Origin of the sequence: Nitrosospira sp. NRS527, from assembly GCF_018406445.1 — a bacterium.
Classification (GTDB): Bacteria; Pseudomonadota; Gammaproteobacteria; order Burkholderiales; family Nitrosomonadaceae; genus Nitrosospira; species Nitrosospira briensis.
The window spans coordinates 3,072,574-3,095,028 of sequence record NZ_AP024515.1; the positions used below are offsets into that span (position 1 = coordinate 3,072,574).

A 22,455-nucleotide genomic window follows, 5' to 3' on the forward strand; every position below is an offset into this window, starting at 1 on the left:
TGATGCATTTTGAGGAGAAAGCACAATGAACGAGATACAGCAAATAGAAAACCCGGAGATAAAGCTCATAGAAGGGGATGGGGATGAAGTCACTCTCCTCATCGAAGACGGTCAGGCGATGCAAGGGTGGGAAACGGCGTTGATGTGGGAATCCGCGGACATTCTCTGCAAATATGGCTCGCAGTTCCTGGAGGTGGGCCTGGGACTGGGCATCTCGGCACTGCGCATCGCGAGCAACCCAGCCACCCTTCATCACACCGTAATCGAAAAATTTCCCCAGGTGATAGAACTCTTCCGCGAGCGAAATCCATCGCCGCCGCCGGCGCTGGAGATCGTTCACGCGGATTTTTTTGAATATATCCAGGAGATCGAACCGGAGAGCCTCGACGGCATTTTTTTCGATCCCTACCTTGTCCCCGTGACGTTATGGGACGATGAGGGGCTATGGGCGGAAGTCATGCCGGCGGTTACGCGCGCCCTGCGGCGAGGCGGCGTTTTCATCCCCTGCTTCTCCACACGACCGGTACTACGTTGGCAGTTCGTCCATCACTTCGATCGCATCGTCGTCGAGCGACGATCCTATGCATCATACGCGACCACCGATTATGTCAAGAACGACACCGGAGACGCCTATATTCAGTGCTTCGTGCGGACTCGTTGAAGTTCGCGATAGCCTGACGCAGGGCTTTCTCTTACACCAGGGATATCCGCCGCAACAATGTGCCGGAGCCGTATTCACGCAACTCGACTATTTTACAATCACGGTTAGCGGCGAGACAGCCCAGCACGTTCCGACCGGGCTCAAAAATCACCAGCCTCCATAAGCCTGGGGCAGCAGCATCACCGGAGTCGAAGAGAATTCTTGGTTCCACTCCCTCTTTTCCCATTGCGAAGCTAATTTCGAAGCTGTTCAAAGGCTTTGAAAACCCTCGGCCAAGCGCCTTTATGTAAGCCTCCTTGCAGACCCATAGTGTGAAGAACGCGCTATTCCACGCCTGAGAATCCGTTGCCGATAGCCAGCCTTGTTCGCCGGCAGAAAAATATGAAGCAATTGATGCAAGCCCAGCGGAATCGCGGATGACTTCAACGTCTACCCCGACCTCGGTTCCATGCGTGATCGCGTGGAAAATACAGTCGCCGGAATGCGTTACGTTGAACTGAACAGAACTGGCCGGATGTTGGAGAAACGGCTTACCGTAGCGGTTCTGCTTAAATCGGATGAGAGCAGGATCGGAATCCGTGTATCGCGCCAATAGGCAACGCAGGGAAGCACGACCCAGAACGAACCGGACCCGATCGTGATCGAAATGGAACCGATTTGCCTGGTGTCGCTCTTCCTCGTCGAGAATGGATAGATAATGATCGAACGGAATCTTCGTGTCCGCGATGGACATATACCAGAGGTGAACTGTCCCTGCAGGCAATTCAGTGGGTAGCCACTCAAGGGATCGTTCGGGGGTTGATGCTGAACTTACAGAATTCATCTCCTGGCCGGTAACGCGCGATACTGGAGCAGGTTCATCGAATGGCAACCTCCGTTTGAGACAGACTCGAAACGATCAATGCTTTCTCGACAGCAACATCAACAGCATCGGTACGCCCAGCAATGCCGTCAGCACGCCCACGGGCAATTGCTGCGGTGCCCACAACGTACGAGCCAGGGTATCGGCCAATGTGAGAAAACTGCCTCCGGAGAGCACCGACAAGGGCAGCAGCCAGCGAAAATCGTTAATGCCCAGCAAGCGCACGGCGTGCGGCACGATCAGGCCGACAAATCCGATGGCGCCCGCCAGCATCAGCGCGGATACGGTCGCCAATGAAGCGCAAAAGTAGATGCCGATCTGCAGTGGCAGTACCGCCACGCCAAGCGTTTTCGCCTTCATCTGGCCGAGGCTCAGAACGTTGAGGCTGCCGGAAAAAAGCATGCTCAAAGCCGTTACGATGATAAGCATCGCCCATGCGGGCGTCAGCTCTTCAGCGCGCGAAATATCGCCCATCAGCCAGAATAGCATGCCTTTTATATCGCGGGCGGGCGCCAGCGTCAGGATCAAGGTAGTCAGCGCCGTACAGCCAGCGGACAGTACCACGCCCGTCAGGAGCAACCGGTAAAGATTCCAGTCGCCGGCACGAAAGCTCAAGCCGAACACAATGGCAATTGCCGTCAGTGCGCCAGCCAACGACGTCAGATTGGTCAAGACGAGCCCCCATCCCAGCAGCATCGCAAGGAGCGCACCGACTGCCGCCCCGCCCGATACGCCCAGAATATAAGGGTCAGCCAGGGGATTACGCAGCAGAACCTGCAATAGCGCACCCGCCAAGGCCAGCAGGCCGCCACAGGCAAATGCGGCTGCCACGCGCGGCAAGCGCAACTGCCAGATGATCTGGTGCGTGATGCTATCGGTCGGCCACAACAGGATATCGATAATGCCGAGGATTGGGATATCCACGCTGCCGAACAGTAGTCCGGTAAACAGACTGCCAAGACCCAGCAGAAAGAAGAAAATCAGCAGCAATAAAGGATGTTTGGCGGAACTCACTCGGGCGCTCAGGCCAGTTTGCGAAGGATCAGCACGCCAGACCCCGAGCCAATAACAAAATCAACAAGAAAGCTTTGTCGTGTTTTCTGCTTTTGCTACTACCATCGCGGCCCGGGCCTAGCGTTCCTGAATCATTATCCAGGTTATCGCAGGCTGATGATGGGCCACCCTTTTTTTTCCGCATGAGCCTTGAGGGTTGCGTCGGGATCCACCGCGACCGGGTGGGTAACCTTGTTGAGTAGCGGAAGGTCGTTCAACGAATCGCTGTAGAACCAGCTTTCCAGAAACGATAGCCATGTCAGGTTATGCTCATCCAGCCAGTTTTCCAGTCGCGTTATCTTGCCTTCCCTGAAACAGGGCAGGCCCGAAACCCGGCCCGTGTATTCACCATCCCGCTGCTCCGCCTCGGTAGCGATCAGATTGCTTATTCCCAGTTCCCGTGCGATCGGCTCGGTTACAAATCGATTGGTAGCGGTGATGATGATGCATAGATCCCTGCCGAGCATATGCTGGTTAATCAACTCGCGCGCGTCCGGTGTTATCAATGGCAGAATTCTTTCCTTCATGAATTCGCTGTGCCAGGCATCAAGCTGGCTTCGGGGATGACGCGACAACGGCTTCAACTGAAAATCCAAAAACTCATGTATATCCAGCGTTCCGGATTTATATTGCTCGTAGAATTCGACATTCTGGGCTTCGTACACTTCACGGTCGAGCACGCGCTGCTCGATCAGGAATTGCGCCCACTGGAAATCGCTATCCCCGGCCAGAAGCGTATTGTCGAGGTCAAACAGCGCCAGATTCATGATGCTGCCCGCAATAATTCACGCACCAGCGGAACGGTGACCTTACGCTGACTAGCCAGCGAATAGCTGTCCAACGCATCAAGCGTAGCCATCAAAGACGGCAAGTCGCGGCGTTGGTGCCGGAGCAGGTAGTCGCATACCTCCTGCGATAAATCAAGCCCGCGGCGGGTTGCATGACTTTTCATGGCTTTTATTTTTTCCTCGTCGGTCAATTCATGAACTTGATACACCAAACCCCATCCCAGGCGCGTAACAAGGTCTTCGCGCAATTTCAATTGTGCCGGGGCGACCGTGCCACTCACCAGAAGTAACGCGTGAGCCTCGTCACGAATATGATTATAGAGATTAAACAAGCCGATTTGCGCCTTGGCGTTGAGCCGGTCCACGTCGTCTACGGTTACGCAATCGGCTTCGCTGCCTGCGGCGAAACTGGTGTTTGCGTCACACGCGAAATATGCTGTATTCATTTTATGGTGCATATGTATCCCCGCTATCGCCTGCAGCAAATGACTTTTGCCGCACCCGGCGCCACCCCACAAATAAATAAAACGCTCGCGCTCCGATCCGGCAAGTATATTATCCAGGGTCTGCAATAGCTCGGTATTGCGCCCCGGCACGAAATTAACCAGCGTGGGCGGCGGCGATGGGGCGATATCCAGCAGCAGTTGCTTCATTTACGGGGTATAAAGTTGTTGGGTTGTTGCCCATGAGTTGTCGATCGTGTATTGACGATGGCTGACCATGACATGTCGAAGTCATACACGAAGCAGCGACTCTCGTGGCCATTTACGGTAAAATTGCCGTTTTTGAAAATGGCACTCTATCTGCAATAAGGCGAGAACTCAACTTGACTTCATCCAAATCCGAGCATCCGAACCCTGACTCCATCCATTTGTCCTACCGCGACGCGGGCGTGGACATCAACGCGGGTGACCGCCTGGTGGAGAACATCAAGCCCTATGCCAAGTGTACCATGCGTCCGGAAGTACTCGCCGGCATAGGCGGCTTCGGAGCATTGTTCGAGATTTCGAAAAAATATCGTAATCCGGTGCTGGTAGCGGGCACCGATGGCGTGGGCACCAAATTGAAGCTTGCATTCCAGTCCGGCCAGCACGACAGTATCGGTATCGACCTGGTGGCAATGAGCGTCAACGACATCCTGGTGCAAGGCGCGGAACCGCTGTTCTTCCTGGACTATTTCGCGTGCGGGAAATTGGACGTGGAAACGGCCACCCGCGTTGTGAAAGGCATTGCAAAGGGCTGCGAACAGGCGGGATGCGCCTTGATCGGCGGCGAGACCGCCGAAATGCCGGGCATGTACCCGGAGGGGGAATACGATCTTGCCGGCTTTGCGGTAGGCGCCGTCGAGAAAGACCGGATTATCACCGGCTTGACCATTCGGGAAGGCGACGCGGTATTGGGACTTGCTTCCAGCGGCGCACATTCCAACGGCTATTCGCTGATCCGCAAGATCATCGAGAAAAATAATACGGATTTGTCAGCGGATTTCCACGGTAAAGCGTTAATTGATGTCATCATGGCGCCGACGCGCATTTATGTGAAACCGTTGCTCGAACTGATGAAGCATCTGCCGGTCAAAGGCATGGCACATATTACGGGCGGCGGCTTGACGGAAAATATCCCGCGTGTCCTGCCGGAAGGCGTCACAGCGATATTGAAACGCGATGCATGGGATATGCCTCCCCTTTTTCACTGGCTTCGGCAGCAAGGCAATGTGAACGAACAGGAAATGCAGCGTGTGTTCAACTGCGGCATTGGCATGGCGCTGGTAGTGGCGCCGGAACTTGCCGATACTGCAATGCGGCTTTTGCGGTCCGCTGGCGAGACCGTGTGGCATATAGGCATGATTCGGCAGCGCCATGCGGATGAAGCGCAAACAATCTTCGAGTAATCGGCAGTGCATGTAAATAATAAGCCGAGTCCCGCTACAGAAATAATGAAATCTCTCGTGATCCTCATCTCCGGTCGCGGCAGCAACATGCAAGCGCTGATCGAAGCAAAGCTCCCCGTCAGGATCGCTGCAGTCATCAGCAACAAGCCTGATGCACCAGGACTTGAGATTGCAAAAATGCATGGTTATGAAACCAGGGTGCTGGATCAACGGTCCTATTCCGAACGACGGGCGTTTGACGCCGCGCTGGCCGATGCAATCGATGCTTATGAGCCCGACCTGATTGTGCTCGCGGGCTTCATGCGGATTCTGGGAGATGATTTTGTCGACCGTTATCGGGGGAAGCTAATGAACGTTCATCCCTCATTGCTGCCCGCTTTTCCAGGCCTCCATAGTCACAGGCAGGCGTTGCAGGAAGGTGTAAAGATACATGGCTGTACGGTACATTTCGTTACCTCCCAGATGGATCGCGGCCCAATAATCGTCCAGGCCGCAGTCCAGATATTACCGGACGATACCGAGGAAACTCTCGCGGCACGGGTACTGCAACAGGAACACCGCATTTACCCCGCAGCCGTGCGGTGGTTTATGGAAGACCGGCTGAAGCTCTCCGATAATCATGTTGAAGTGAGCAACGCCGGAATCGACAACTCAGTTTTATACTCACCGGAATTATACAAATGAAATATTTATCCATTGCGTTGCTGTGGGGCTTAAGTTTTTCGGTTTTCTCCGCTGGTGCCGCTGATGTCCCCGCCCGGGTCGATATCAGCTATTCGATAACATCCGGCGCGCTCGAAGGCGAAGTGAACGATACGTTGAAAATCAGGCAGGAAAGTGGTAAACGTAGCTATGAGATCAATAGCGAATCCCGTGCCATAGGACTACTGGCGCTGACACAACCCGAAAGCGTGGTGCGTGACAGCCAGGGAACCATTACAGCACAAGGGGCATTGCGCCCCGGACGTTTTTCGGATCAGCATGGCAAAAAGATACCCAAGGTAGCTATTTTCGACTGGGACAAGAAGCTGTTGACGCTTCAACATAAGCGCGGAGAAGAGCAAAAGGCCTTGCCTGCCGACGTTCAGGACAAGCTGAGCCTGCCCTACAGCTTCATGTTCGCATCTGCCTCTGCTGTCTCAGGCAAGGTGATCGACCTCCATGAAACCGATGGCAAGCACCTCGAATTGGTCCACTATACAGTTGGAAAAGAAATGCTGGACACGCCCATGGGTAAACTCGAAACCATCGTGCTGACAAAGCGGCTGGAAGGTGAAGGCCAGCGCGACAAGAAAATCTGGCTTGCTGTTGACCATCACATGTTGCCGGTGCGCATCGTTGCAGCTGAGAAAATGGGCATTGTTACGGATCAGATGGTTACCAACATAAGCTACACGGACAAAATGGCCGGCAGTTTTAAACAGGGACGCCTGCGCTGATTGAAAAACGGCCGGTAATCGATATCAGCTGATACGGTCCTGCCAGCTTGTTGTTTTTACGAGCGCGCCCATGCGGGCCGCGCATCCCTCGCCCCTGCTTTCCCCAATAATCGACAATAGATGCGTCTCACTCCTGCTCATCTGGACATGGCTACCGCTGCATTACGTGCCGTGCTTCCACTGGAACATCCTGCAGATTCGATACTGCGGCATTTTTTCCGAGAGAACCCGACACTTGGAGTAAATGATCGCGCATTTGTCGCGGAAACCGTATTCGGCATTTTACGCCACCGGTTTTTTATCGAGAGCGCGGTTGATATTGCCACTCCCCGTTCGTTGCTGCTTGCTTATCTGGCCAGATTCCAGGGTTTGAATATGCGCGAGCTGATATCGCTCGTTAGCGAAACGGAAGCAAAGTCGCTCGCGGGAATCAAGTCGGTATCGCTGGAAGCGCAGCCACTTGACGTCCAGGCTGAGTTCCCGGTCTGGTTGGTGGAAAAGCTGCGCACTTTCATGAGCGACAGCGAGATACTCGATCTGGGACGGTCGCTGCAACAAGCGGCGCCGCTCGATCTACGTGTCAATACGCTGCTGGCGAATCGCGACGAAGTTCTTGCAGTACTGGGCAAAGACGGCATTGAAGGCAGCGCGACCCCTTATTCGCCCATCGGTATCCGCCTTGCGGGGAAGCCCGCTATCAATCGCCACGAACTATTCGTCACCGGCAAGGTGGAGATCCAGGACGAAGGCAGCCAGTTGCTGGGCTATCTGCTCGGACCGAAGCGCCGCGACATGGTGGTCGATTTCTGTGCGGGTGCTGGAGGAAAATCGCTGATGCTAGGCGCCCTGATGCGTTCGCAAGGGCGCATCTATGCGTTGGATAATTCTGAAAAGCGGCTGAACAACCTTAAACCGCGCCTCAAGCGTTCCGGCTTGTCCAATCTGTACCCCCAGCTCATCACTAATGAAAATGATATCAAGGTGAAACGCCTGACGGGAAAAATCGACCGCGTACTGGTGGATGCCCCATGCAGCGGCCTCGGGACGTTGCGGCGTAATCCGGATTTGAAGTGGCGACAATCCCCGCAAAGCATAGAAGAACTCAAGCGCAAGCAGACAGCCATTCTGGCGTCCGCCGCCAATCTGCTCAAGCCCGGCGGCAGGCTGGTCTATGCTACCTGCAGTTTCCTGCCGGAGGAGAACCAGGAAATCGTCGATCACTTTTTAAACAGCCACCCCCGCTTCATACAGTTGAATTGCGCCGAGCTATTGATACAGCAAAAAATCCCCCTGGACACCGGCGCATTCCTGCAACTGTCGCCCGGCCTGCACAGTACGGATGGTTTTTTTGCCGCTGCGCTGGAATTGGCGAAGAGTGAAGCATGATATCGCTACGCCGCTGCGCCACTCTTTCCGTCGCCGGCTATCTGGCGATTCTATTTGCGGCACCTCATGCAGCAGGGTTCGAACCCACTTCCAGTCGTGACCATAAACCTCCGCTTGTTCTTCCCGCCTCTGGCACGGTACAAGCGGCGTTTACGCCAGGAGATGATGCTGGCAAGCTTATCGCCGACACTATCGATAGTGCACACCATCAGGTGCTGGTGCAGACGTTCAGCTTTACCCACCGCAAAATCGCCGACGCGTTAATTGCAGCGAAGCGTCGCGGCGTGGACGTCAAGGTAATTGCCGATAAGGACCAAACCCATCGTATCCCCACCAGCCTGATTTCAAAGATCGCAGCTGAGGGCGTGCCGGTTTTCACGGACTCCGATCACACCAGCGCACATAACAAAGTCATGGTGATCGACGCGGGCAGTCCTGACGCAACCCTGATTACCGGCAGCTTCAATTTTACCCACGCGGCGCAGTACAGGAATGCGGAGAATGTGCTGGTGATACGCGGCAACGCGGCTCTCACTGATCTTTATCTCCAAAACTGGCATCGTCACTACAAGCACTCTCAGTCCTACCGGTAGAACCCGCTACCGCCCTGCCTCATGCAATCCAATAACGGGTTTCAGAATTTGTTACGCGATCTGATCACCGGCGCACAGGAAGTCAGCGTCCTGTGGCAGATTGCCGTGCTGACTGCAGGTCTGGGGCTCTCCTGGTGGTTGCGGCGGCAGGCGATGATCCGTATCGCTCCACAGGTAAGCGGCCGCACGCTGAATATCAGCGCGCGCAGCATGGGCCGCCTCCTGTTCCCTCTCTTCGCGCTTGTCCTGGTCGTTTTCGGCAGGTGGGCGTTGAGTCATTGGTATTTGACTCATCTACTCAACATCGTCGTCCCGTTGTTATTTGCGCTCGCGCTGATTCGCGCAGCCGTCTATATGCTGCGCAGGGTTTTTTCGGGTCAGGAATGGCTCCACCCGTGGGAGCGATTTATCGGCTGGACGGTGTGGATTGGACTGGCGCTGTATGTAACGGGTCTTCTGCCGGAGATCCTGATATTTCTCGATGATATTTCGTTCCACATCGGCAAACAGCGCCTTTCGGTATTGCTGATCGTACAAGGCATCCTCGCGTTCACAGTCAGCATGCTGGTAGCGCTCTGGCTCGCCAGTTCGCTTGAGGCACGCATCATGGATGCCAAAGCGCTGGATATCAATCAACGCGTGATTCTGTCGAAAATCAGCCGCACGGTACTGATACTTGTGGGCGTGCTGATCGCGCTGCCATTGGTCGGCGTAGATATCACCATTTTATCCGTGTTCGGGGGCGCGCTTGGCGTCGGGCTCGGATTGGGTTTACAGAAAATCGCCAGCAATTACATAAGCGGTTTCATCATTCTTCTGGATCATTCACTGCATATTGGCGATATCGTTACAGTGGACGGCCGCAAGGGTGAAGTCACCTCACTCACGACCCGGTATGTGGTACTCAAGAGCGACGATGGTACCGAAGCCCTTATTCCCAATGATACTTTCATTACTTCAACGGTTATTAGTCAGAATTTTTCGGACCACCGATTACGGCTGATCCTGCCATTCCAGATCAGTTACACCAGCTCCGTTGAGGTCGCGATGGACATCATGCTGGACGCCGCTAAAAAGCGGCAACAAATATTGGACAATCCGGAGCCGGCTGTATTTTTGAAGGACTTCGCCGCCGGCGGGATCAATCTGGAGCTGTTCGTGTGGGTAGAAGATCCCGAGGGTGGGGCGCTTCGGCTACGATCCGGCCTCAACATTGAAATCTGGTCTGAATTCCAAAAACACGGCATCGAGATTCCGGTCCCGCCACAGCAGCCTCTTCTCCTGAAAGAGCGATGAGGATGAACGTAGAGTGCCCTTTGGTAACAGCCAACTCAAGAGCATGTATGCCGCCCGGTTATAAATATAGTATTTGACAACCTGAAAGACCTTCCGTAAATTCAACACGTTTTAGTGGAAAAGGCCTTATTTTTCCTAGAACGTTTTCCTGTCGTTTTAGCTGGAAATTCGATGTTTCTATTTGGGTTTGGATGATAGTCAACTTCTTTATGGAGAGAGTATTATGAAACGATATAGTCGGATTGCAGTAGCAGCTTCTCTATTTTTACTTCCTGTTTCTGTTTTTGCGGCTGGCTATGGCGCAGCGGGTTGTGGACTAGGGTCGGAGCTCATGGGATCAAAACCAGGTGCGTCGCAGGTTTTCGCTTCAACAACCAATTCAACATTCGGAAATCAAACTTTCGGAATAACGTCCGGCACTTCAAATTGCGGTGATCATGGCCTGGTAAACATGAGTAAGGAGCGTGAAGTATTTGCACAGGAGAATTACACCAGCCTGATCAAGGAAATGGCGCAAGGTAAAGGTGAAAATCTGTATACCCTGGCCAGCTTGTATCAATGTCCCGCAGCAAGTCATCAAGAATTTGGCACGATGGTTCAGGAGAAATTCGACAATTTAGTAGCGAGTGATCAAGCAAACTCAACTGAATTACTGAGCCAGCTTGAAAATCAAATAACTCGCCATCCTACACTTGCAAAATCGTGTGATATCAAGCTATCCGCGTTGAACTAAAAAAATCAGAAACGGATACAGGTGAAAACCTGTGTCCGTTTCTATATTGTTATCACTCCAATGATTCCTTCGTGCAGCCTGTTTGCCTGGCAGCCTGTCGGACTTAAAGGAAATCGGCTGTAAAAGCGTCTGGCTGGTTCACATTTCGCCGCTTTTTCAGCCAATAGAATAACTATTGGTCTTCAAAATCCGCAAAATCTGCCCTCACCCAGTCACTTTTTCGCTGCGATTCTTCAAGTCCGACAGGCTGCTGGTAGCCGGAATATTTTTCTGGTTTTGCTTTCTTCCTGTAACGGCTCATTCCGAACAAAAAGTCACTGCTGATTATCTGGCTGAATTACAACACCAAGCCAAACAAAAAAAGCTTGCCGATGAACGTGTCTGGCACCTGCTTTTAAAGTACGACAAGAAACTTTTTCTCGGCATGACCAGTGAAGCCGATGGAATGGATTTTTTCAACTCTCCACAAGGAAAAACCGATCCGGAGTCAGAGTTATTAGCAACCCTCTCAAGCTTCTTTGTTCCAGCAGCCGAGATTGCGAAGGGCAAAGAGCATCCGCAGTGTAACTTTCCCGCCCGCTTCAAATGGTTGAATCAGCAACTGACATTAGACCTCAATCGCCTGGAAATACAAGCATGCGATCGACTCGACCGCTGGATGAAGACTTTGGATCCAGTCGGGGCGACGTTGGTGTTCGCGTCTTATTTCATGGACAATCCCGCCTCCATGTTTGGACATACCCTGCTACGCATTGATAGCCGGAGAACAGGCAGCGGTAATAACTTGATGAACTACGGTGCAAACTATGCCGCGGTTCCCGACACGGACAATGCGTTTCTATACGCGTTCAAAGGTTTGATAGGTGCGTTCCCAGGCCGCTTCGCGATTTTCCCTTATTACACGAAGGTGCAGGAATACAATAATCTGGAAAGCCGCGATCTTTGGGAGTATGAGCTCCAATTTACCGAAGATCAGCTGAACACGATGCTTCTGCACCTATGGGAATTAGGTGGAACATATTTTGATTATTTTTATTTTCAGGAAAACTGCTCATACCATGTGCTTTCCCTGCTGGAGGTTGCCAATCCTGATCTTCGATTAAAAGATCCGTTTTCTTTCAGTGTGATCCCGACCGATACGGTAAAAACTCTGATGGCGCAGGACGAACTGGTAAAACAGGTGGTATATCGACCCTCAGTGCTCAGTCAGATGAATCATAAGAGACTCAAGATGGTCGATGATGAGAAGCGGATATTGCAACGTATGGTCAAAGGAGAAATATTACCGGAAAGTGCTGCCTTCAAAGGCCTTTCCGCTCCATCGCAAGCACTTGTACTAAACGCTTATATGGACTACTTGCAGTATCAAAGCATGCAGGAAAAGAGTACCGGAGAAATAAAAATTCCGCGTTCCGTTTTGCTGGCGAGAAGCCGCCTGCCAGCTACTAATGATGGGCCTATAGATACTATCACACGCTTATCGAGCCGCCCAGACCAGGGTCACGGTACGGATCGCTTTAGATTGGGAATCGGGCACAATAAGTGGGAGCCTTTCCTGGAATTCGCTTATCGTCCGGTTTATCACGATTTGATGGCCAAGGATGTGGGGTACGATAAAAACTCGGAAATTATTTTTATGGACTTCAAGCTTCGGTATTACCTGGAGTCCGACCGGGTGAGACTGGATCAGGCAAAAATTCTTTCCATTACGGCGCTTAATCCCTACGATGCCTTATTTGCCAAACCTTCCTGGCGTGTAGACCTGGGGGTCGAGACGCTAAGAGACCGCAACTGTAACTACTGCAATTCCATCCAGGGCACATATGGGAGGGGTTTTTCCTATCGACCGGATTTTTTTTCACCCTTGCTGCTATATTCCTTTGCCGATCTGAAAACAGAGTTTTCCGAACATTTGAAACAAAATTTCCGTTTGGGTGGCGATGTGGAAATAGGTACGTATTACGACGTAACCGAAAATTGGAGGATCAAACTTGCAGGCAGTTATCAAATTTTTGTCCTTGGTGAAAGCAAACGTTTTTTCACTGCTCATTTCATTACCCGCTATGCACTCTCCCAGGATCTTGATATAAGGTTCGAATTGAATCGCTATGATCATAATAATGAAGGAATTTTTTCGGCCAATTATTTCTTCTAGCAGCCTGTGGGACTTTAAGAATCGCAGCGAAAAATTAGCCGGGAAACATGAACCGGACAGATCATTTGCTACAGACCAGGCCGTTTATTTACCCTCTACATCGGAGCCGCACCTCCTTGATATAGAAACAGATTTTAGATAACATAATGCGATATCAATGACTTGTTGATAAAGGAAGCTTGGAGCCACTGTAAAAAAGGCTTACCCAGTTACTTTCGCTCCAGCTGCTGCTGACGTACCAAAACAAGTTATTCCAGGACTTATTCTGTTTATTACACATTAGAACTCATGAAGACAACTACGCTAATCTTATTCTTTGCACTATTTTCCACGCAAGTTTTTGCGCAGAAGGAGGCTCAGGAATTCCCTTGGTCCAAGGCTGCAAAAATTATTTCAGCGGATGAGGCAAAAAGCCGCGACGGGAAAAAGGGGCAGCAACCCCAAGCCGATAGTAAAAAGACCGAGAAGAAAATGGATGCTGAAAATAAAAAGAGTGACCGGAATTACTCAGCCACGTCTGGAATCGCGGACGATGGAAAGTAGTTATTGCTGGTCACACTTTAAGCGCTGAAGACGGGCTAATGAAGGGAGTGAGGGACTTCAGGCAGGTTATGACTTGGTAAATTAAGAAATCCAGAGGCTCTCATGGGTGCTTTGATCTTCTATGTCGCGGTGTACTTCATTGGCTACTACGCTGCACACTTGCTTAACCGGATGGTTGGGCGGATCTTGATTCAGAACCGCCGCCTGGCGGGTCTTGTTTTGGTCCTCATGATCAGCCTGCTTCACGGCTACAAGATAATAAGCACATCACCCTCTCATGATCACGGCGAAGGTGCAGGTTTCGCGCTGGGCTTTTACGTTATCCTGCCCGTCGCGATCATCGCGATTGCCGTGTTATATCTCACATGGCAGGAAAAGCAGGATAATGACATTCTTTGACTGTGTCTAAATCTTGTATTAGGCGATAAGAGCCGGCCATTCATTCTTTCAAGCGCCGTTTCTCGCTGACATCAGGCAGGTGTCGCCAATAACGCGGCCTATGCCACCTTTTTCTGTATCAACTCGATCTTGTAACCGTCCGGATCTTCCACGAATGCAATCACCGTGGCGCCATGCTTCATCGGCCCGGCCTCACGTGTAATGTTACCGCCACGCTTTCTCACTTCTTCGCAAGCGTCATAAGCGTTATCCACTTCTATGGCGATATGGCCATAGCCAGTACCCAGATCGTATTTTTTCACATCCCAGTTATGGGTCAGCTCCAATACGGCGCCACCCGCCTCATCCTGATAGCCGACAAATGCCAGGGTAAATTTTCCCTCGGGATAATCCTTCCGGCGCAGCATCTTCATTCCCAGCACATCGGTGTAAAAAGCGATGGATTTTTCCAGGTCGCCCACACGCAGCATGGTATGAAGAATACGCATTTAAATTTCCACCATCTCAAAATCCTCTTTGCGCGCAGCGCATTCCGGACAGGTCCAATTCATCGGGACGTCTTCCCACCGAGTTCCCGGAGGAATGCCTTCTTGCGGCGAGCCCTCGGCTTCGTCGTATACGTATCCGCAAATGAGACACATGTAACAGCGGTAAACCCGAGTTTCGGTAGTAGGCATGATGAGTAAGAGTAATTTGAGTTAAAATGTCATTTTACGGTATTAGCCCATGTCTCAGCCACCCCCCATCGTACTTTCTTTCGCTGCCAGCGACTCTACCGGGGGCGCAGGTATCCAGGCCGACATCCTCACTCTTGCCAGCATGGGCTGTCATGCGCTGTCGGTGATCACGGCCATTACCGTGCAGGACACGGCCGGCGTGGACGATGTGATGGCACTGGATCCGGAATGGGTGGCGGATCAGGCACGCGCGGTGCTGGAAGACATGCCCGTTCATGTTTTCAAGATCGGGTTGCTCGGCAGTGTTGAAATTATCACGGCTATCGCCGAAGTGGTTTCCGATTATCCCAACATTCCGCTCGTGCTGGATCCTGTGCTTGCTTCCGGGCGCGGCGACGAACTCACCAGCGACGAAATGGTCGCTGCAATGCGCGAATTGCTGCTTCCCCAGGCGACCATCATTACGCCCAACAGCTTCGAAGCACGGCGACTCGCCCAGGATGACGATGACGACAGCGAAATGCCGCATTTGAGTCAGTGCGCTGCCCGCCTTTTACATATGGGTTGCGAATATGTGCTCATCACCGGCACCCATGAAAACACATCGCAGGTGATCAATAATTTATACGGGAGCGGTGGCGTCGTTCGTACCGATTCCTGGGATCGGCTACCAGGTTCATATCACGGTTCGGGCTGTACGCTTGCCTCGGCTATCGCCGCCTCTCTTGCCAATGGCTTGCCCCTCGCCGAGGGTGTATATGAAGCGCAAGAATATACCTGGCAATCGCTTAAGGCCGGGTTCCGCCCCGGAATGGGACAGTATTTGCCGGACAGATTATTCTGGGCCCGGGACGATACCGACGCCGAAGAGGGAAGCAAGATTAAATGACACGGCCCGAGATTCTCGGCTTATACGCAATTACACCGGAAGCCACCGATACTGCCAGCCTCCTGGCAATGACGCAGCAGGCGCTGGCAGGGGGAGCGCGGTTGATCCAATACCGCAGCAAAACGGACGATGTTGCGTTGCGCCTTGAACAGGCACAATCACTTGCCCGTCTTTGCGCTGAATTCGACGTACCTTTCATCATCAACGATTATCCTGATCTTGCTCTGGAAGTGGACGCCGACGGCGTGCATTTAGGAAAAGGGGATGCGCCCATCACCGAGGCGCGGCGCAAGCTGGGACCCGGCAAGATCATCGGGATTTCGTGTTACGAACGGCTGGAGTATGCTGTCGAGGCCGAGCGGCAAGGTGCCGATTATGTCGCATTCGGCGCTTTTTTTGCTTCCATCACCAAACCGGACGCTGTATCTGCGCCCGCAGACCTGTTGCGTCATGCAAAGCAAAAGCTACGGATTCCAATTGTCGCTATCGGGGGTATTATTCCGGAGAATGCCGGGGAACTGATACGCCAGGGCGCGGACGCGGTGGCTGTCAGCAACGCCCTGTTTAACGCCCGGCACATTCGATCCGCCGCTGAGAGGTTTTCTCTGTTATTCAAGCCAGACCAGCATTTCATTTCTCCTAATCACGGGTTAGCCAACAATGTCACGTAATCAGCAATTATTCGAACGTTCTCAGGAATATATTCCCGGCGGCGTTAATTCACCGGTCCGCGCCTTCAAGTCCGTAGGCGGTACGCCTGTATTTTTTCAGCGGGGACAAGGCGCCTGTGTTTGGGATGCGGACAATAAAACCTATATCGATTATGTCGGCTCCTGGGGCCCGCTGATTCTTGGCCATGCTCATCCCGAAGTGGTTGAAGCAGTACAGGCGGCGGCAGAAAAAGGACTGACCTTCGGTGCGCCCACCGAGGCGGAACTGGTAATAGCGGAACTGCTGTGCAAACTTGTCTCGTCAATTGAGCAGGTTCGCCTGGTGAGCTCGGGTACCGAAGCCACCATGAGCGCCATTCGCCTGGCGCGAGGCTATACCGGTAGAAGCCGCATCATCAAATTCGAGGGTTGTTATCATGGCCATGAGGATGCCTTGCTGGTAAAAGCCGGTTCAGGCGCCCTGACTTTCGGCCATCCAAGTTCCGCCGGGGTTCCGGCAGCAACCACTGCCAGCACCCTGGTGCTGGATTACAACGATCTCGCCGGTGTGGAACAGGCGTTCAGCCAGTTCGGTGAAGAAATTGCCGCAGTCATTGTTGAACCCGTGGCAGGCAATATGAATCTGGTAGCGCCAAAGCCCGGCTTCCTGCCGGGTTTGCGTGAGCTATGCACGCGGCACGGCAGCTTACTGATATTTGACGAGGTAATGACGGGCTTTCGCGTTGGGCTGAAATGCGCTCAAGGGCTTTACGGCATAACACCCGACTTGACCACACTCGGCAAAGTGATCGGCGGCGGCATGCCAATGGCGGCATTTGGCGGCAGGCGAGACATCATGCAGTGCCTGGCGCCAGTGGGGGCCGTGTATCAGGCAGGCACGCTTTCCGGTAATCCGGTTGCGGTGGCTGCCGGTCTCGCCACGCTGAAGCTGGTGCAAACACCGGACTTCTACGAAAAACTTGCCGCCAGCACCCTGCAACTGACCGAAGGTCTTACCGCAGCCGCGAAAAAACATGGTATTGCCTTTTGCGCGCAGACGGTGGGCGGCATGTTCGGCCTCTATTTCCGCGAAAACCTGCCGACGAGTTATGCTGAAGTGATGAGCTGCGACAGGGAAGCCTTTAACCGCTTTTTCCATGCCATGCTCAAGGAAGGCATTTACTTCGCACCCTCGGCATTCGAAGCCGGATTTGTTTCGGCATCGCACGGTGCCGCCGAAATCAGTAAAACCCTGGAGGCGGCCGATCGGGTATTCGGTACGACGAAAACAACGAAATAAAAAAACCGACCTGGTTCTCAGGTCGGTTTAGTATCGGTGCAGCTTCAGGCTCAGGCTTGCTTATTTTAGCGCAAGCCTGAAATAAACTCGGCCACTGCCTCCATTTCCTTCTCGCTCATGCGTGACGCGATCATATGCATCTCGTTGTTGACGTCTTTGGTGCGCTGATCAGTCCGAAATGCACGTAACTGGGTCAGGGTATATTCAGAATGCTGCCCGGAAAGGCGCGGATAGACCGGTGGAATGCCGACTCCATTGGGAGAATGGCAGCTGGCACAGGCAGGCACGCCAGAATCGAGATTACCGCCGCGATATATTTTTTCACCCCTTTCCGCCAGCGATTTATCCTGAGCCGCGCCGGGTTTTGGAGTCTGCTGGGCATAATAAGCGCCGAGATTCTTCATATCCTCTGCGGAGAGCGGCGCTACCATCGCGCCCATGATCGGGCTTTGCCGGGCTGCAGGTTTGCCATCCTCCGATTTGAAATTATTCAGTTGCTTGGTGATATACTCAGCATGCTGACCGGCCAGGCTTGGATTTGCGGGAATGATGCTATTGCCGTCGGCGCTGTGGCAAGCCGCGCAAACTTGAGTTGCTATTTGCTGACCCTTGGTTGCGTCTCCCTTGCTGTTACCGGTTTCCGCTGGAGTTGTTTCTGCGAAAATTTGACTGGATAGCGACAATGCAACACATGCCACAATCTTGGAAATTAGCTTCATGCCTTGCATTCCTGGAACTCCGAAAAGATGATGCTCTTGGGATTGAGGTTAACGCCGCATTTTAACAAGGCAGAGGCTGAATAACAATAATAAGTCATCAACAAATGAGAACATTATTTTTTCTACTGTTGTTTGTCAATCTGGCCTTTGCGACTTACGTTCAACTGGAGCCGGCTGGCGGAAGCGCCGCCCCGCCGGCATGGGAGCTTCAACCGGAAAAAATCAAGCTTTTGCAGGCGCTTCCCGCACCCGCAACCTGTCTGGAATGGGGAACGTTCGTTGAGGCAGATCTGGAACGGCTTGAGGCAGCGATTGCCAGCCATGAACTGGACGGCAAGGTAACTCGGCAAGAGTTGGGTACAGCCCCCGTCTATTGGGTGCATATTCCTCCGCTCAGAAGCAAACGCCACGCTGAACGAAAAATGGGCGAGCTCAGGAGATTGGGGGTCACCCATTTCACGCGCGTTGACGATACCAGTAAATGGAATAATGCCATCTCCATGGATTTTTTTGAAAACATAGGAGACGCCCAGACTTTTCTGGCAGCGCTCAGGAAAAAAGGCGTAAGGTCTGCAATTATCGGCGCGCGCAACTTGAAGCAAGTCAAATACGTCGCCCGCTCGCCAGAGGAAAACATGAGCGCAAAGATGATGCAGTTGAAGGAGGAATTTCCCGGCAGCGAGCTCAAGACTGCGAAGTGCGCGAATGCCTGAGGCACGACTTGACGATCTCATGAGGAACAATGATTTAACGCAACGTAAGAGTTGTTGTTCTTTGCAATTTTATCGCACGTAATAAACATCATATAAAGAAGACCGGGGACAAAACCTTAGCCAGATTTTCTTGCCTATAGAAAGCTGCGGGTGTTTGACGTCCTCATGCAAGCCTTCAGTTTTTGACCCTATTTTCTCGATCAATCAGGAATTTATTATGACGGTGTTTCTCAAATCCCAGCAGGAAATAGCAAAAATGCGGGTAGCGGGCATACTGGCCTCGGAGGTGCTGGATTACATCACGCCGTTTGTTAAACCCGGGGTCACCACTGATGAGCTGGATACGCTGTGCCACAATTACATGGTCGATGTGCAGCATACCATTCCTGCTCCGCTCAATTATGCTCCGCCGGGATATTCACCCTATCCTAAATCCATCTGCACCTCGGTCAATCATCAGGTTTGCCACGGCGTTCCAGGTCAAAAAATACTGAAATCGGGCGATATCGTAAATATTGACGTGACGGTCATCAAGGATGATTACCACGGCGATACCAGCCGCATGTACTACGTCGGCGAACCCGGTATCCAGGCCAGGCGGCTATGCGAAATCACGTATGAGGCCATGTGGCGAGGCATCGAGGAAATCAAACCGGAAAAACATCTGGGGGACGTCGGCCATGCCATCCAGCAGTTTGCCGAAAATCATGGATACAGCGTGGTGAGGGAATTCTGCGGCCACGGCATCGGCGCAAAATTCCATGAAGACCCGCAGGTGCTCCATTATGGCCGCGCCGGTACCGGGCTGAAACTTAAAGCCGGGATGATTTTTACGGTCGAGCCCATGATTAATGCGGGAAAAGCACCTATCCGCGCGCTGGCCGATGGGTGGACCATCGTTACCAAGGATCACAGCCTGTCAGCGCAATGGGAACACACCGTGCTGGTGACTGAAACCGGATATGAAGTGCTGACAGTGTCCGCCGGTGCGCCGCCGAAGCCGATATTCCGTTCCTGACTTATCATGATGCGCCTCGATAAAAGGCTCATGCCGTTGTCGAGTCCTTTTAACGCTGAGGCTGCCAAAGAGGCGCTGCTTCAGGGGCGTGAGCTGTTACACCAGCGCTATTGCAAGGATAAGAATGGCGCAGTGTTGCTGCGGGGCCACAGCCAGTTGGTGGATAAAATTTTGCAGCACGTCTGGCGCGAAATGGCGATGCCCGGTTCCATCGTGTTACTGGCCGTGGGCGGTTATGGCCGGCGCCAACTTTTTCCTCATTCCGACGTTGATCTCCTGGTGCTGGTTTCCGCAGAAGGAAGCGATGCCAACGTAATGGACGCCGATATCAAGGCGCGACTGGAATGCTGGGTAAGATTGCTGTGGGATATCGGGCTGGACGTCGGCCATAGCATCCGCACCCTGGCGGAGTGTACTGAAGAGGCCGCCAAAGACATCTCGGTGCAAACCAGTCTGCTGGAGGCTCGGCAGCTTGCTGGCTATCGTCAACCGTTCACTGAATTTTCACTGGCGATGCGGGCGATGCTCGAGCCGCGCTCGTTTTGCACCGCCAAGCAGCTTGAGCAACAGCAGCGCCACGGCCGATATCAGGACGCCATATACAATCTCGAGCCCAATATCAAGGAAAGTCCCGGCGGACTTCGGGATTTGCACAATATTCTGTGGGTTAGCCGTGCTGCGGGATTGGGAAACTCATGGAAGGATCTTGCCCGGGGAGGATTCATTACTCGCCGGGAAGCTCGCCTCGTGCAACATAATCAAACCATCCTTCAGGACCTTCGTATCCGGCTGCACTATCTCGCCGGAAGGCGTGAAGACCGCCTGTTATTCGATTACCAGAACCCTCTCGCCGATGCACTCGATATAAGCGGCAAACCGCCGCGCCGTGCAGGCGAAATGCTGATGCAGCGGTACTATCGTGCCGCCAGAACGGTAACGCAGATTAACACTATCCTGTTGCTCACCTTGCGCGCAGAGATTTTCCCCGATACGGATGCGCTTCCGGTCGTCATCAACGAGCGGTTTCAGAAGCGCGGTGAATTGCTGGAAATACGCGACGAGGACGTTTTCCAAAAAAACCCGCGGGCGATTCTTGAAAGCGTTTTGCTATTGCAAATGAATCCCGACGTGAAAGCGCGTAGCGCAGCAACACTACGCGCAATGTGGCGGGCTGCGCCATTGATCAATGCCGGTTTCCGGCGCGATCCGCGCAATCGTGCGCTATTCATGGAAATCCTGCGCCAACCGCGTGGGCTGACGCGTGAATTGCGCCTCATGAACCGCTACGGCATCCTGGGACGTTATATCCCGGCATTCGGGCGCATTGTCGGCCAGATGCAACACGACCTGTTTCACGTCTATACAGTGGATGAACATATCCTCATGGTCGTGAGAAACCTGCGCCGATTCAACGCACCGGAGTTCTCCTACGAATACCCGCTTTGCAGCCGACTCATCGGTGAATTCGAACGGCCTGAGGTGCTTTATCTCGCCGGGCTGTTCCACGATATTGCCAAAGGACGCCAGGGAAATCACTCGATGCTTGGCAAAACCGACGCCAGACGTTTCTGCCAGCAACATGAAATGTTGAAGGAAGACGTGGAAATGGTTGAGTGGCTTGTCGAAAATCATCTGGTCATGTCGATGACCGCGCAAAAAAAAGATATATCCGATATGGATGTGATCGCAGACTTTGCCAGGCGCATCGGGAACGAACGTCGCCTCGCCGCGCTCTATCTGCTCACCGTTGCGGATATTCGAGGCACCAGTCCGAAAGTATGGAATACCTGGAAAAGCAAGCTGCTGGAAGATCTGTTCAGGGCAACGCGGCGTCATCTGTGCGGTGAGCCCGCCCACGCGGAAGGCACGCTGAGAAATCGCAGGAACAAGGTGCTGGAATTGCTGCAGCGCGATAATATTTCCGCCCACGTGTATGAGCAGTTGTATTCGGCACTCGGCCCAACCTATCTGCTGCTGCATGATCCGCAGGAAATCGCCTGGCATGCGCTTCATCTGGGCCACCAGATGAAGCCGCCGATACCCGTGGTGAAGGCGCGTGTCGCCCCAACCGGGACGGGCATCGAGGTACTGGTCTATGCGGCGGATCAGAAGGATTTATTCGCGCGCATTTGCAATTTCTTCGATCACATCGATTTCAATATAGTCCAGGCAAAAATTCATACTACGCGCCACGGCTATGCCCTCGATAGCTTTCTTGTGCTCGACCCCTTCAACGTAGCGCAACACCACTGTGATGCACTCAGCTTCATAGAGCATGAATTGATACAGCAATTGGATCCGGTCGTTCCTCTGGAGGCACCGTTGCAGGGACGCCTGAGCCGCCATCTCAAGCATTTTCCGATTACGCCGGAAGTGGATATCGAGCCGGACGAAAAGGGTATGTATCATGTCCTGTCGATCGTTGCCGGCGACCAACCGGGGCTGCTGTCCCGTATCGCGCAGGTGCTGGTGCGTTTTGGCATAAATGTGCACAGCGCCAGGATAAATACCATGGGCGAGCGTGCCGAAGACACGTTTCTGGTTACGGGAAATATATTGAACGAATCGAGGATGCTGATCCAACTGGAAACCGAGCTGATAAAGACGCTGCAGATTTCGTGTGAAACAGTTGAAGCTGCTGAAGAATCATAGATTTTTGACTGTTCTACCTCCACTTGGAGAGGATGCAA

The 22,455-nt window shown here is 52.9% G+C and carries 24 protein-coding genes; 17 read left to right on the top strand and 7 right to left on the bottom strand.

The annotated features are described in order from the left end of the window. The first annotated feature begins 25 nt into the window (after positions 1-25). Positions 26-661, top strand: a complete 636-nt coding sequence (locus KJS40_RS13610; RefSeq protein WP_213538406.1) for a class I SAM-dependent methyltransferase — start codon at positions 26-28, stop codon at positions 659-661. A gap of 31 nt (positions 662-692) precedes the next feature. On the opposite strand, the gene KJS40_RS13615 is transcribed toward KJS40_RS13610, so the two are convergent. The 4 genes from KJS40_RS13615 to hda form a co-directional block, all read right to left on the bottom strand. After that, positions 693-1,394, bottom strand: a complete 702-nt coding sequence (locus KJS40_RS13615; protein ID WP_213538407.1) for a 4'-phosphopantetheinyl transferase superfamily protein — start codon at positions 1,392-1,394, stop codon at positions 693-695. Positions 1,395-1,559: 165 nt separating this feature from the next. Further along, positions 1,560-2,537, bottom strand: coding sequence for an iron ABC transporter permease (locus tag KJS40_RS13620; RefSeq protein WP_244859613.1), 978 nt, complete (start codon positions 2,535-2,537; stop codon positions 1,560-1,562). A 143-nt stretch (positions 2,538-2,680) separates the two neighbouring features. Next, entirely contained in the window at positions 2,681-3,343 is a 663-nt protein-coding gene (locus KJS40_RS13625; RefSeq protein ID WP_213538408.1) for an HAD family hydrolase, read from the bottom strand. Next, positions 3,340-4,017 (bottom strand): DnaA regulatory inactivator Hda, encoded by a 678-nt coding sequence (gene hda, locus KJS40_RS13630; protein ID WP_213538409.1) that lies wholly within the window; start codon positions 4,015-4,017, stop codon positions 3,340-3,342. The genes KJS40_RS13625 and hda overlap by 4 nt, the downstream gene beginning before the upstream one ends. Before the next feature lie 173 nt (positions 4,018-4,190). On the opposite strand from hda, the gene purM reads away from it, so the two are divergent. From purM to KJS40_RS13680, 10 genes are all read left to right on the top strand, one after another. Continuing rightward, entirely contained in the window at positions 4,191-5,255 is a 1,065-nt protein-coding gene (gene purM, locus KJS40_RS13635) for a phosphoribosylformylglycinamidine cyclo-ligase (protein ID WP_213538410.1), read from the top strand. Positions 5,256-5,300: 45 nt separating this feature from the next. Next, complete coding sequence (gene purN / locus KJS40_RS13640) at positions 5,301-5,939, top strand: phosphoribosylglycinamide formyltransferase (RefSeq protein ID WP_213538411.1); 639 nt, start codon at positions 5,301-5,303, stop codon at positions 5,937-5,939. Further along, positions 5,936-6,694: a DUF3108 domain-containing protein gene (locus KJS40_RS13645; RefSeq protein ID WP_213538412.1), complete on the top strand. Its 759-nt coding sequence runs from the start codon at positions 5,936-5,938 to the stop codon at positions 6,692-6,694. The genes purN and KJS40_RS13645 overlap by 4 nt, the downstream gene beginning before the upstream one ends. A gap of 120 nt (positions 6,695-6,814) precedes the next feature. Then, entirely contained in the window at positions 6,815-8,080 is a 1,266-nt protein-coding gene (locus KJS40_RS13650) for an RsmB/NOP family class I SAM-dependent RNA methyltransferase (RefSeq protein ID WP_213538413.1), read from the top strand. After that, positions 8,077-8,673, top strand: coding sequence for a phospholipase D family protein (locus KJS40_RS13655; RefSeq protein ID WP_213538414.1), 597 nt, complete (start codon positions 8,077-8,079; stop codon positions 8,671-8,673). The genes KJS40_RS13650 and KJS40_RS13655 overlap by 4 nt, the downstream gene beginning before the upstream one ends. A 21-nt stretch (positions 8,674-8,694) precedes the next feature. After that, entirely contained in the window at positions 8,695-9,969 is a 1,275-nt protein-coding gene (locus KJS40_RS13660) for a mechanosensitive ion channel domain-containing protein (protein WP_213538415.1), read from the top strand. Positions 9,970-10,192: 223 nt separating this feature from the next. After that, positions 10,193-10,702 (top strand): DUF3015 domain-containing protein, encoded by a 510-nt coding sequence (locus tag KJS40_RS13665; protein WP_213538416.1) that lies wholly within the window; start codon positions 10,193-10,195, stop codon positions 10,700-10,702. A gap of 175 nt (positions 10,703-10,877) precedes the next feature. Next, positions 10,878-12,857 (top strand): DUF4105 domain-containing protein, encoded by a 1,980-nt coding sequence (locus tag KJS40_RS13670; RefSeq protein WP_244859614.1) that lies wholly within the window; start codon positions 10,878-10,880, stop codon positions 12,855-12,857. A 288-nt stretch (positions 12,858-13,145) separates the two neighbouring features. Further along, entirely contained in the window at positions 13,146-13,400 is a 255-nt protein-coding gene (locus KJS40_RS13675; RefSeq protein WP_213538417.1) for a hypothetical protein, read from the top strand. Positions 13,401-13,502: 102 nt separating this feature from the next. Beyond that, complete coding sequence (locus tag KJS40_RS13680; protein ID WP_213538418.1) at positions 13,503-13,799, top strand: hypothetical protein; 297 nt, start codon at positions 13,503-13,505, stop codon at positions 13,797-13,799. 98 nt (positions 13,800-13,897) lie between these two features. On the opposite strand, the gene gloA is transcribed toward KJS40_RS13680, so the two are convergent. After that, a complete protein-coding gene (gloA, locus tag KJS40_RS13685) occupies positions 13,898-14,287 on the bottom strand; it encodes a lactoylglutathione lyase (protein ID WP_213538419.1) in 390 nt (129 codons plus the stop codon). Next, positions 14,288-14,476, bottom strand: coding sequence for a rubredoxin (locus tag KJS40_RS13690; RefSeq protein ID WP_025042099.1), 189 nt, complete (start codon positions 14,474-14,476; stop codon positions 14,288-14,290). It lies immediately after the preceding gene. Between the two features lie 49 nt (positions 14,477-14,525). Between KJS40_RS13690 and thiD the strand changes: the two genes are divergently transcribed. The 3 genes from thiD to hemL are packed head-to-tail and all read left to right on the top strand — an operon-like array spanning position 14,526 to position 17,315. Further along, positions 14,526-15,365: a bifunctional hydroxymethylpyrimidine kinase/phosphomethylpyrimidine kinase gene (thiD, locus tag KJS40_RS13695; RefSeq protein ID WP_213538420.1), complete on the top strand. Its 840-nt coding sequence runs from the start codon at positions 14,526-14,528 to the stop codon at positions 15,363-15,365. Beyond that, entirely contained in the window at positions 15,362-16,036 is a 675-nt protein-coding gene (gene thiE, locus KJS40_RS13700; protein ID WP_213538421.1) for a thiamine phosphate synthase, read from the top strand. Before thiD ends, thiE begins: the two co-directional genes overlap by 4 nt. Then, entirely contained in the window at positions 16,026-17,315 is a 1,290-nt protein-coding gene (gene hemL, locus KJS40_RS13705) for a glutamate-1-semialdehyde 2,1-aminomutase (protein WP_213538422.1), read from the top strand. The genes thiE and hemL overlap by 11 nt, the downstream gene beginning before the upstream one ends. Positions 17,316-17,380: 65 nt before the next feature. On the opposite strand, the gene KJS40_RS13710 is transcribed toward hemL, so the two are convergent. Beyond that, positions 17,381-18,043, bottom strand: a complete 663-nt coding sequence (locus KJS40_RS13710; RefSeq protein ID WP_213538423.1) for a c-type cytochrome — start codon at positions 18,041-18,043, stop codon at positions 17,381-17,383. 95 nt (positions 18,044-18,138) lie between these two features. On the opposite strand from KJS40_RS13710, the gene KJS40_RS13715 reads away from it, so the two are divergent. The 3 genes from KJS40_RS13715 to KJS40_RS13725 all read left to right on the top strand — a co-directional run bounded on the left by KJS40_RS13715 (position 18,139) and on the right by KJS40_RS13725 (position 22,417). Next, positions 18,139-18,747 carry a hypothetical protein gene (locus KJS40_RS13715; protein WP_213538424.1) on the top strand — a complete coding sequence of 203 codons (609 nt, stop codon included), beginning with the start codon at positions 18,139-18,141 and terminating at the stop codon, positions 18,745-18,747. A 217-nt stretch (positions 18,748-18,964) separates the two neighbouring features. Further along, complete coding sequence (gene map, locus KJS40_RS13720) at positions 18,965-19,765, top strand: type I methionyl aminopeptidase (RefSeq protein ID WP_213538425.1); 801 nt, start codon at positions 18,965-18,967, stop codon at positions 19,763-19,765. A 6-nt stretch (positions 19,766-19,771) separates the two neighbouring features. Continuing rightward, complete coding sequence (locus KJS40_RS13725) at positions 19,772-22,417, top strand: [protein-PII] uridylyltransferase (RefSeq protein WP_244859615.1); 2,646 nt, start codon at positions 19,772-19,774, stop codon at positions 22,415-22,417. Positions 22,418-22,455 lie beyond the last annotated feature (38 nt).

Excerpts from the sequence above, each read along its gene's own strand:
- map (WP_213538425.1), top strand. The coding sequence starts at position 18,965 with ATGACGGTGTTTCTCAAATCCCAGCAGGAAATAGCAAAAATGCGGGTA.
- thiE (WP_213538421.1), top strand. The coding sequence starts at position 15,362 with ATGACACGGCCCGAGATTCTCGGCTTATACGCAATTACACCGGAAGCC.
- KJS40_RS13650 (WP_213538413.1), top strand. The coding sequence starts at position 6,815 with ATGCGTCTCACTCCTGCTCATCTGGACATGGCTACCGCTGCATTACGT.
- KJS40_RS13680 (WP_213538418.1), top strand. The coding sequence starts at position 13,503 with ATGGGTGCTTTGATCTTCTATGTCGCGGTGTACTTCATTGGCTACTAC.
- KJS40_RS13665 (WP_213538416.1), top strand. The coding sequence starts at position 10,193 with ATGAAACGATATAGTCGGATTGCAGTAGCAGCTTCTCTATTTTTACTT.
- KJS40_RS13675 (WP_213538417.1), top strand. The coding sequence starts at position 13,146 with ATGAAGACAACTACGCTAATCTTATTCTTTGCACTATTTTCCACGCAA.
- hda (WP_213538409.1), bottom strand. The coding sequence starts at position 4,017 with ATGAAGCAACTGCTGCTGGATATCGCCCCATCGCCGCCGCCCACGCTG.
- thiD (WP_213538420.1), top strand. The coding sequence starts at position 14,526 with ATGTCTCAGCCACCCCCCATCGTACTTTCTTTCGCTGCCAGCGACTCT.
- KJS40_RS13710 (WP_213538423.1), bottom strand. The coding sequence starts at position 18,043 with ATGCAAGGCATGAAGCTAATTTCCAAGATTGTGGCATGTGTTGCATTG.
- KJS40_RS13625 (WP_213538408.1), bottom strand. The coding sequence starts at position 3,343 with ATGAATCTGGCGCTGTTTGACCTCGACAATACGCTTCTGGCCGGGGAT.
- purN (WP_213538411.1), top strand. The coding sequence starts at position 5,301 with ATGAAATCTCTCGTGATCCTCATCTCCGGTCGCGGCAGCAACATGCAA.
- KJS40_RS13610 (WP_213538406.1), top strand. The coding sequence starts at position 26 with ATGAACGAGATACAGCAAATAGAAAACCCGGAGATAAAGCTCATAGAA.
- KJS40_RS13655 (WP_213538414.1), top strand. The coding sequence starts at position 8,077 with ATGATATCGCTACGCCGCTGCGCCACTCTTTCCGTCGCCGGCTATCTG.
- KJS40_RS13725 (WP_244859615.1), top strand. The coding sequence starts at position 19,772 with ATGATGCGCCTCGATAAAAGGCTCATGCCGTTGTCGAGTCCTTTTAAC.
- hemL (WP_213538422.1), top strand. The coding sequence starts at position 16,026 with ATGTCACGTAATCAGCAATTATTCGAACGTTCTCAGGAATATATTCCC.
- gloA (WP_213538419.1), bottom strand. The coding sequence starts at position 14,287 with ATGCGTATTCTTCATACCATGCTGCGTGTGGGCGACCTGGAAAAATCC.
- KJS40_RS13615 (WP_213538407.1), bottom strand. The coding sequence starts at position 1,394 with ATGTCCATCGCGGACACGAAGATTCCGTTCGATCATTATCTATCCATT.
- KJS40_RS13690 (WP_025042099.1), bottom strand. The coding sequence starts at position 14,476 with ATGCCTACTACCGAAACTCGGGTTTACCGCTGTTACATGTGTCTCATT.
- KJS40_RS13715 (WP_213538424.1), top strand. The coding sequence starts at position 18,139 with ATGAGAACATTATTTTTTCTACTGTTGTTTGTCAATCTGGCCTTTGCG.
- KJS40_RS13645 (WP_213538412.1), top strand. The coding sequence starts at position 5,936 with ATGAAATATTTATCCATTGCGTTGCTGTGGGGCTTAAGTTTTTCGGTT.
- KJS40_RS13660 (WP_213538415.1), top strand. The coding sequence starts at position 8,695 with ATGCAATCCAATAACGGGTTTCAGAATTTGTTACGCGATCTGATCACC.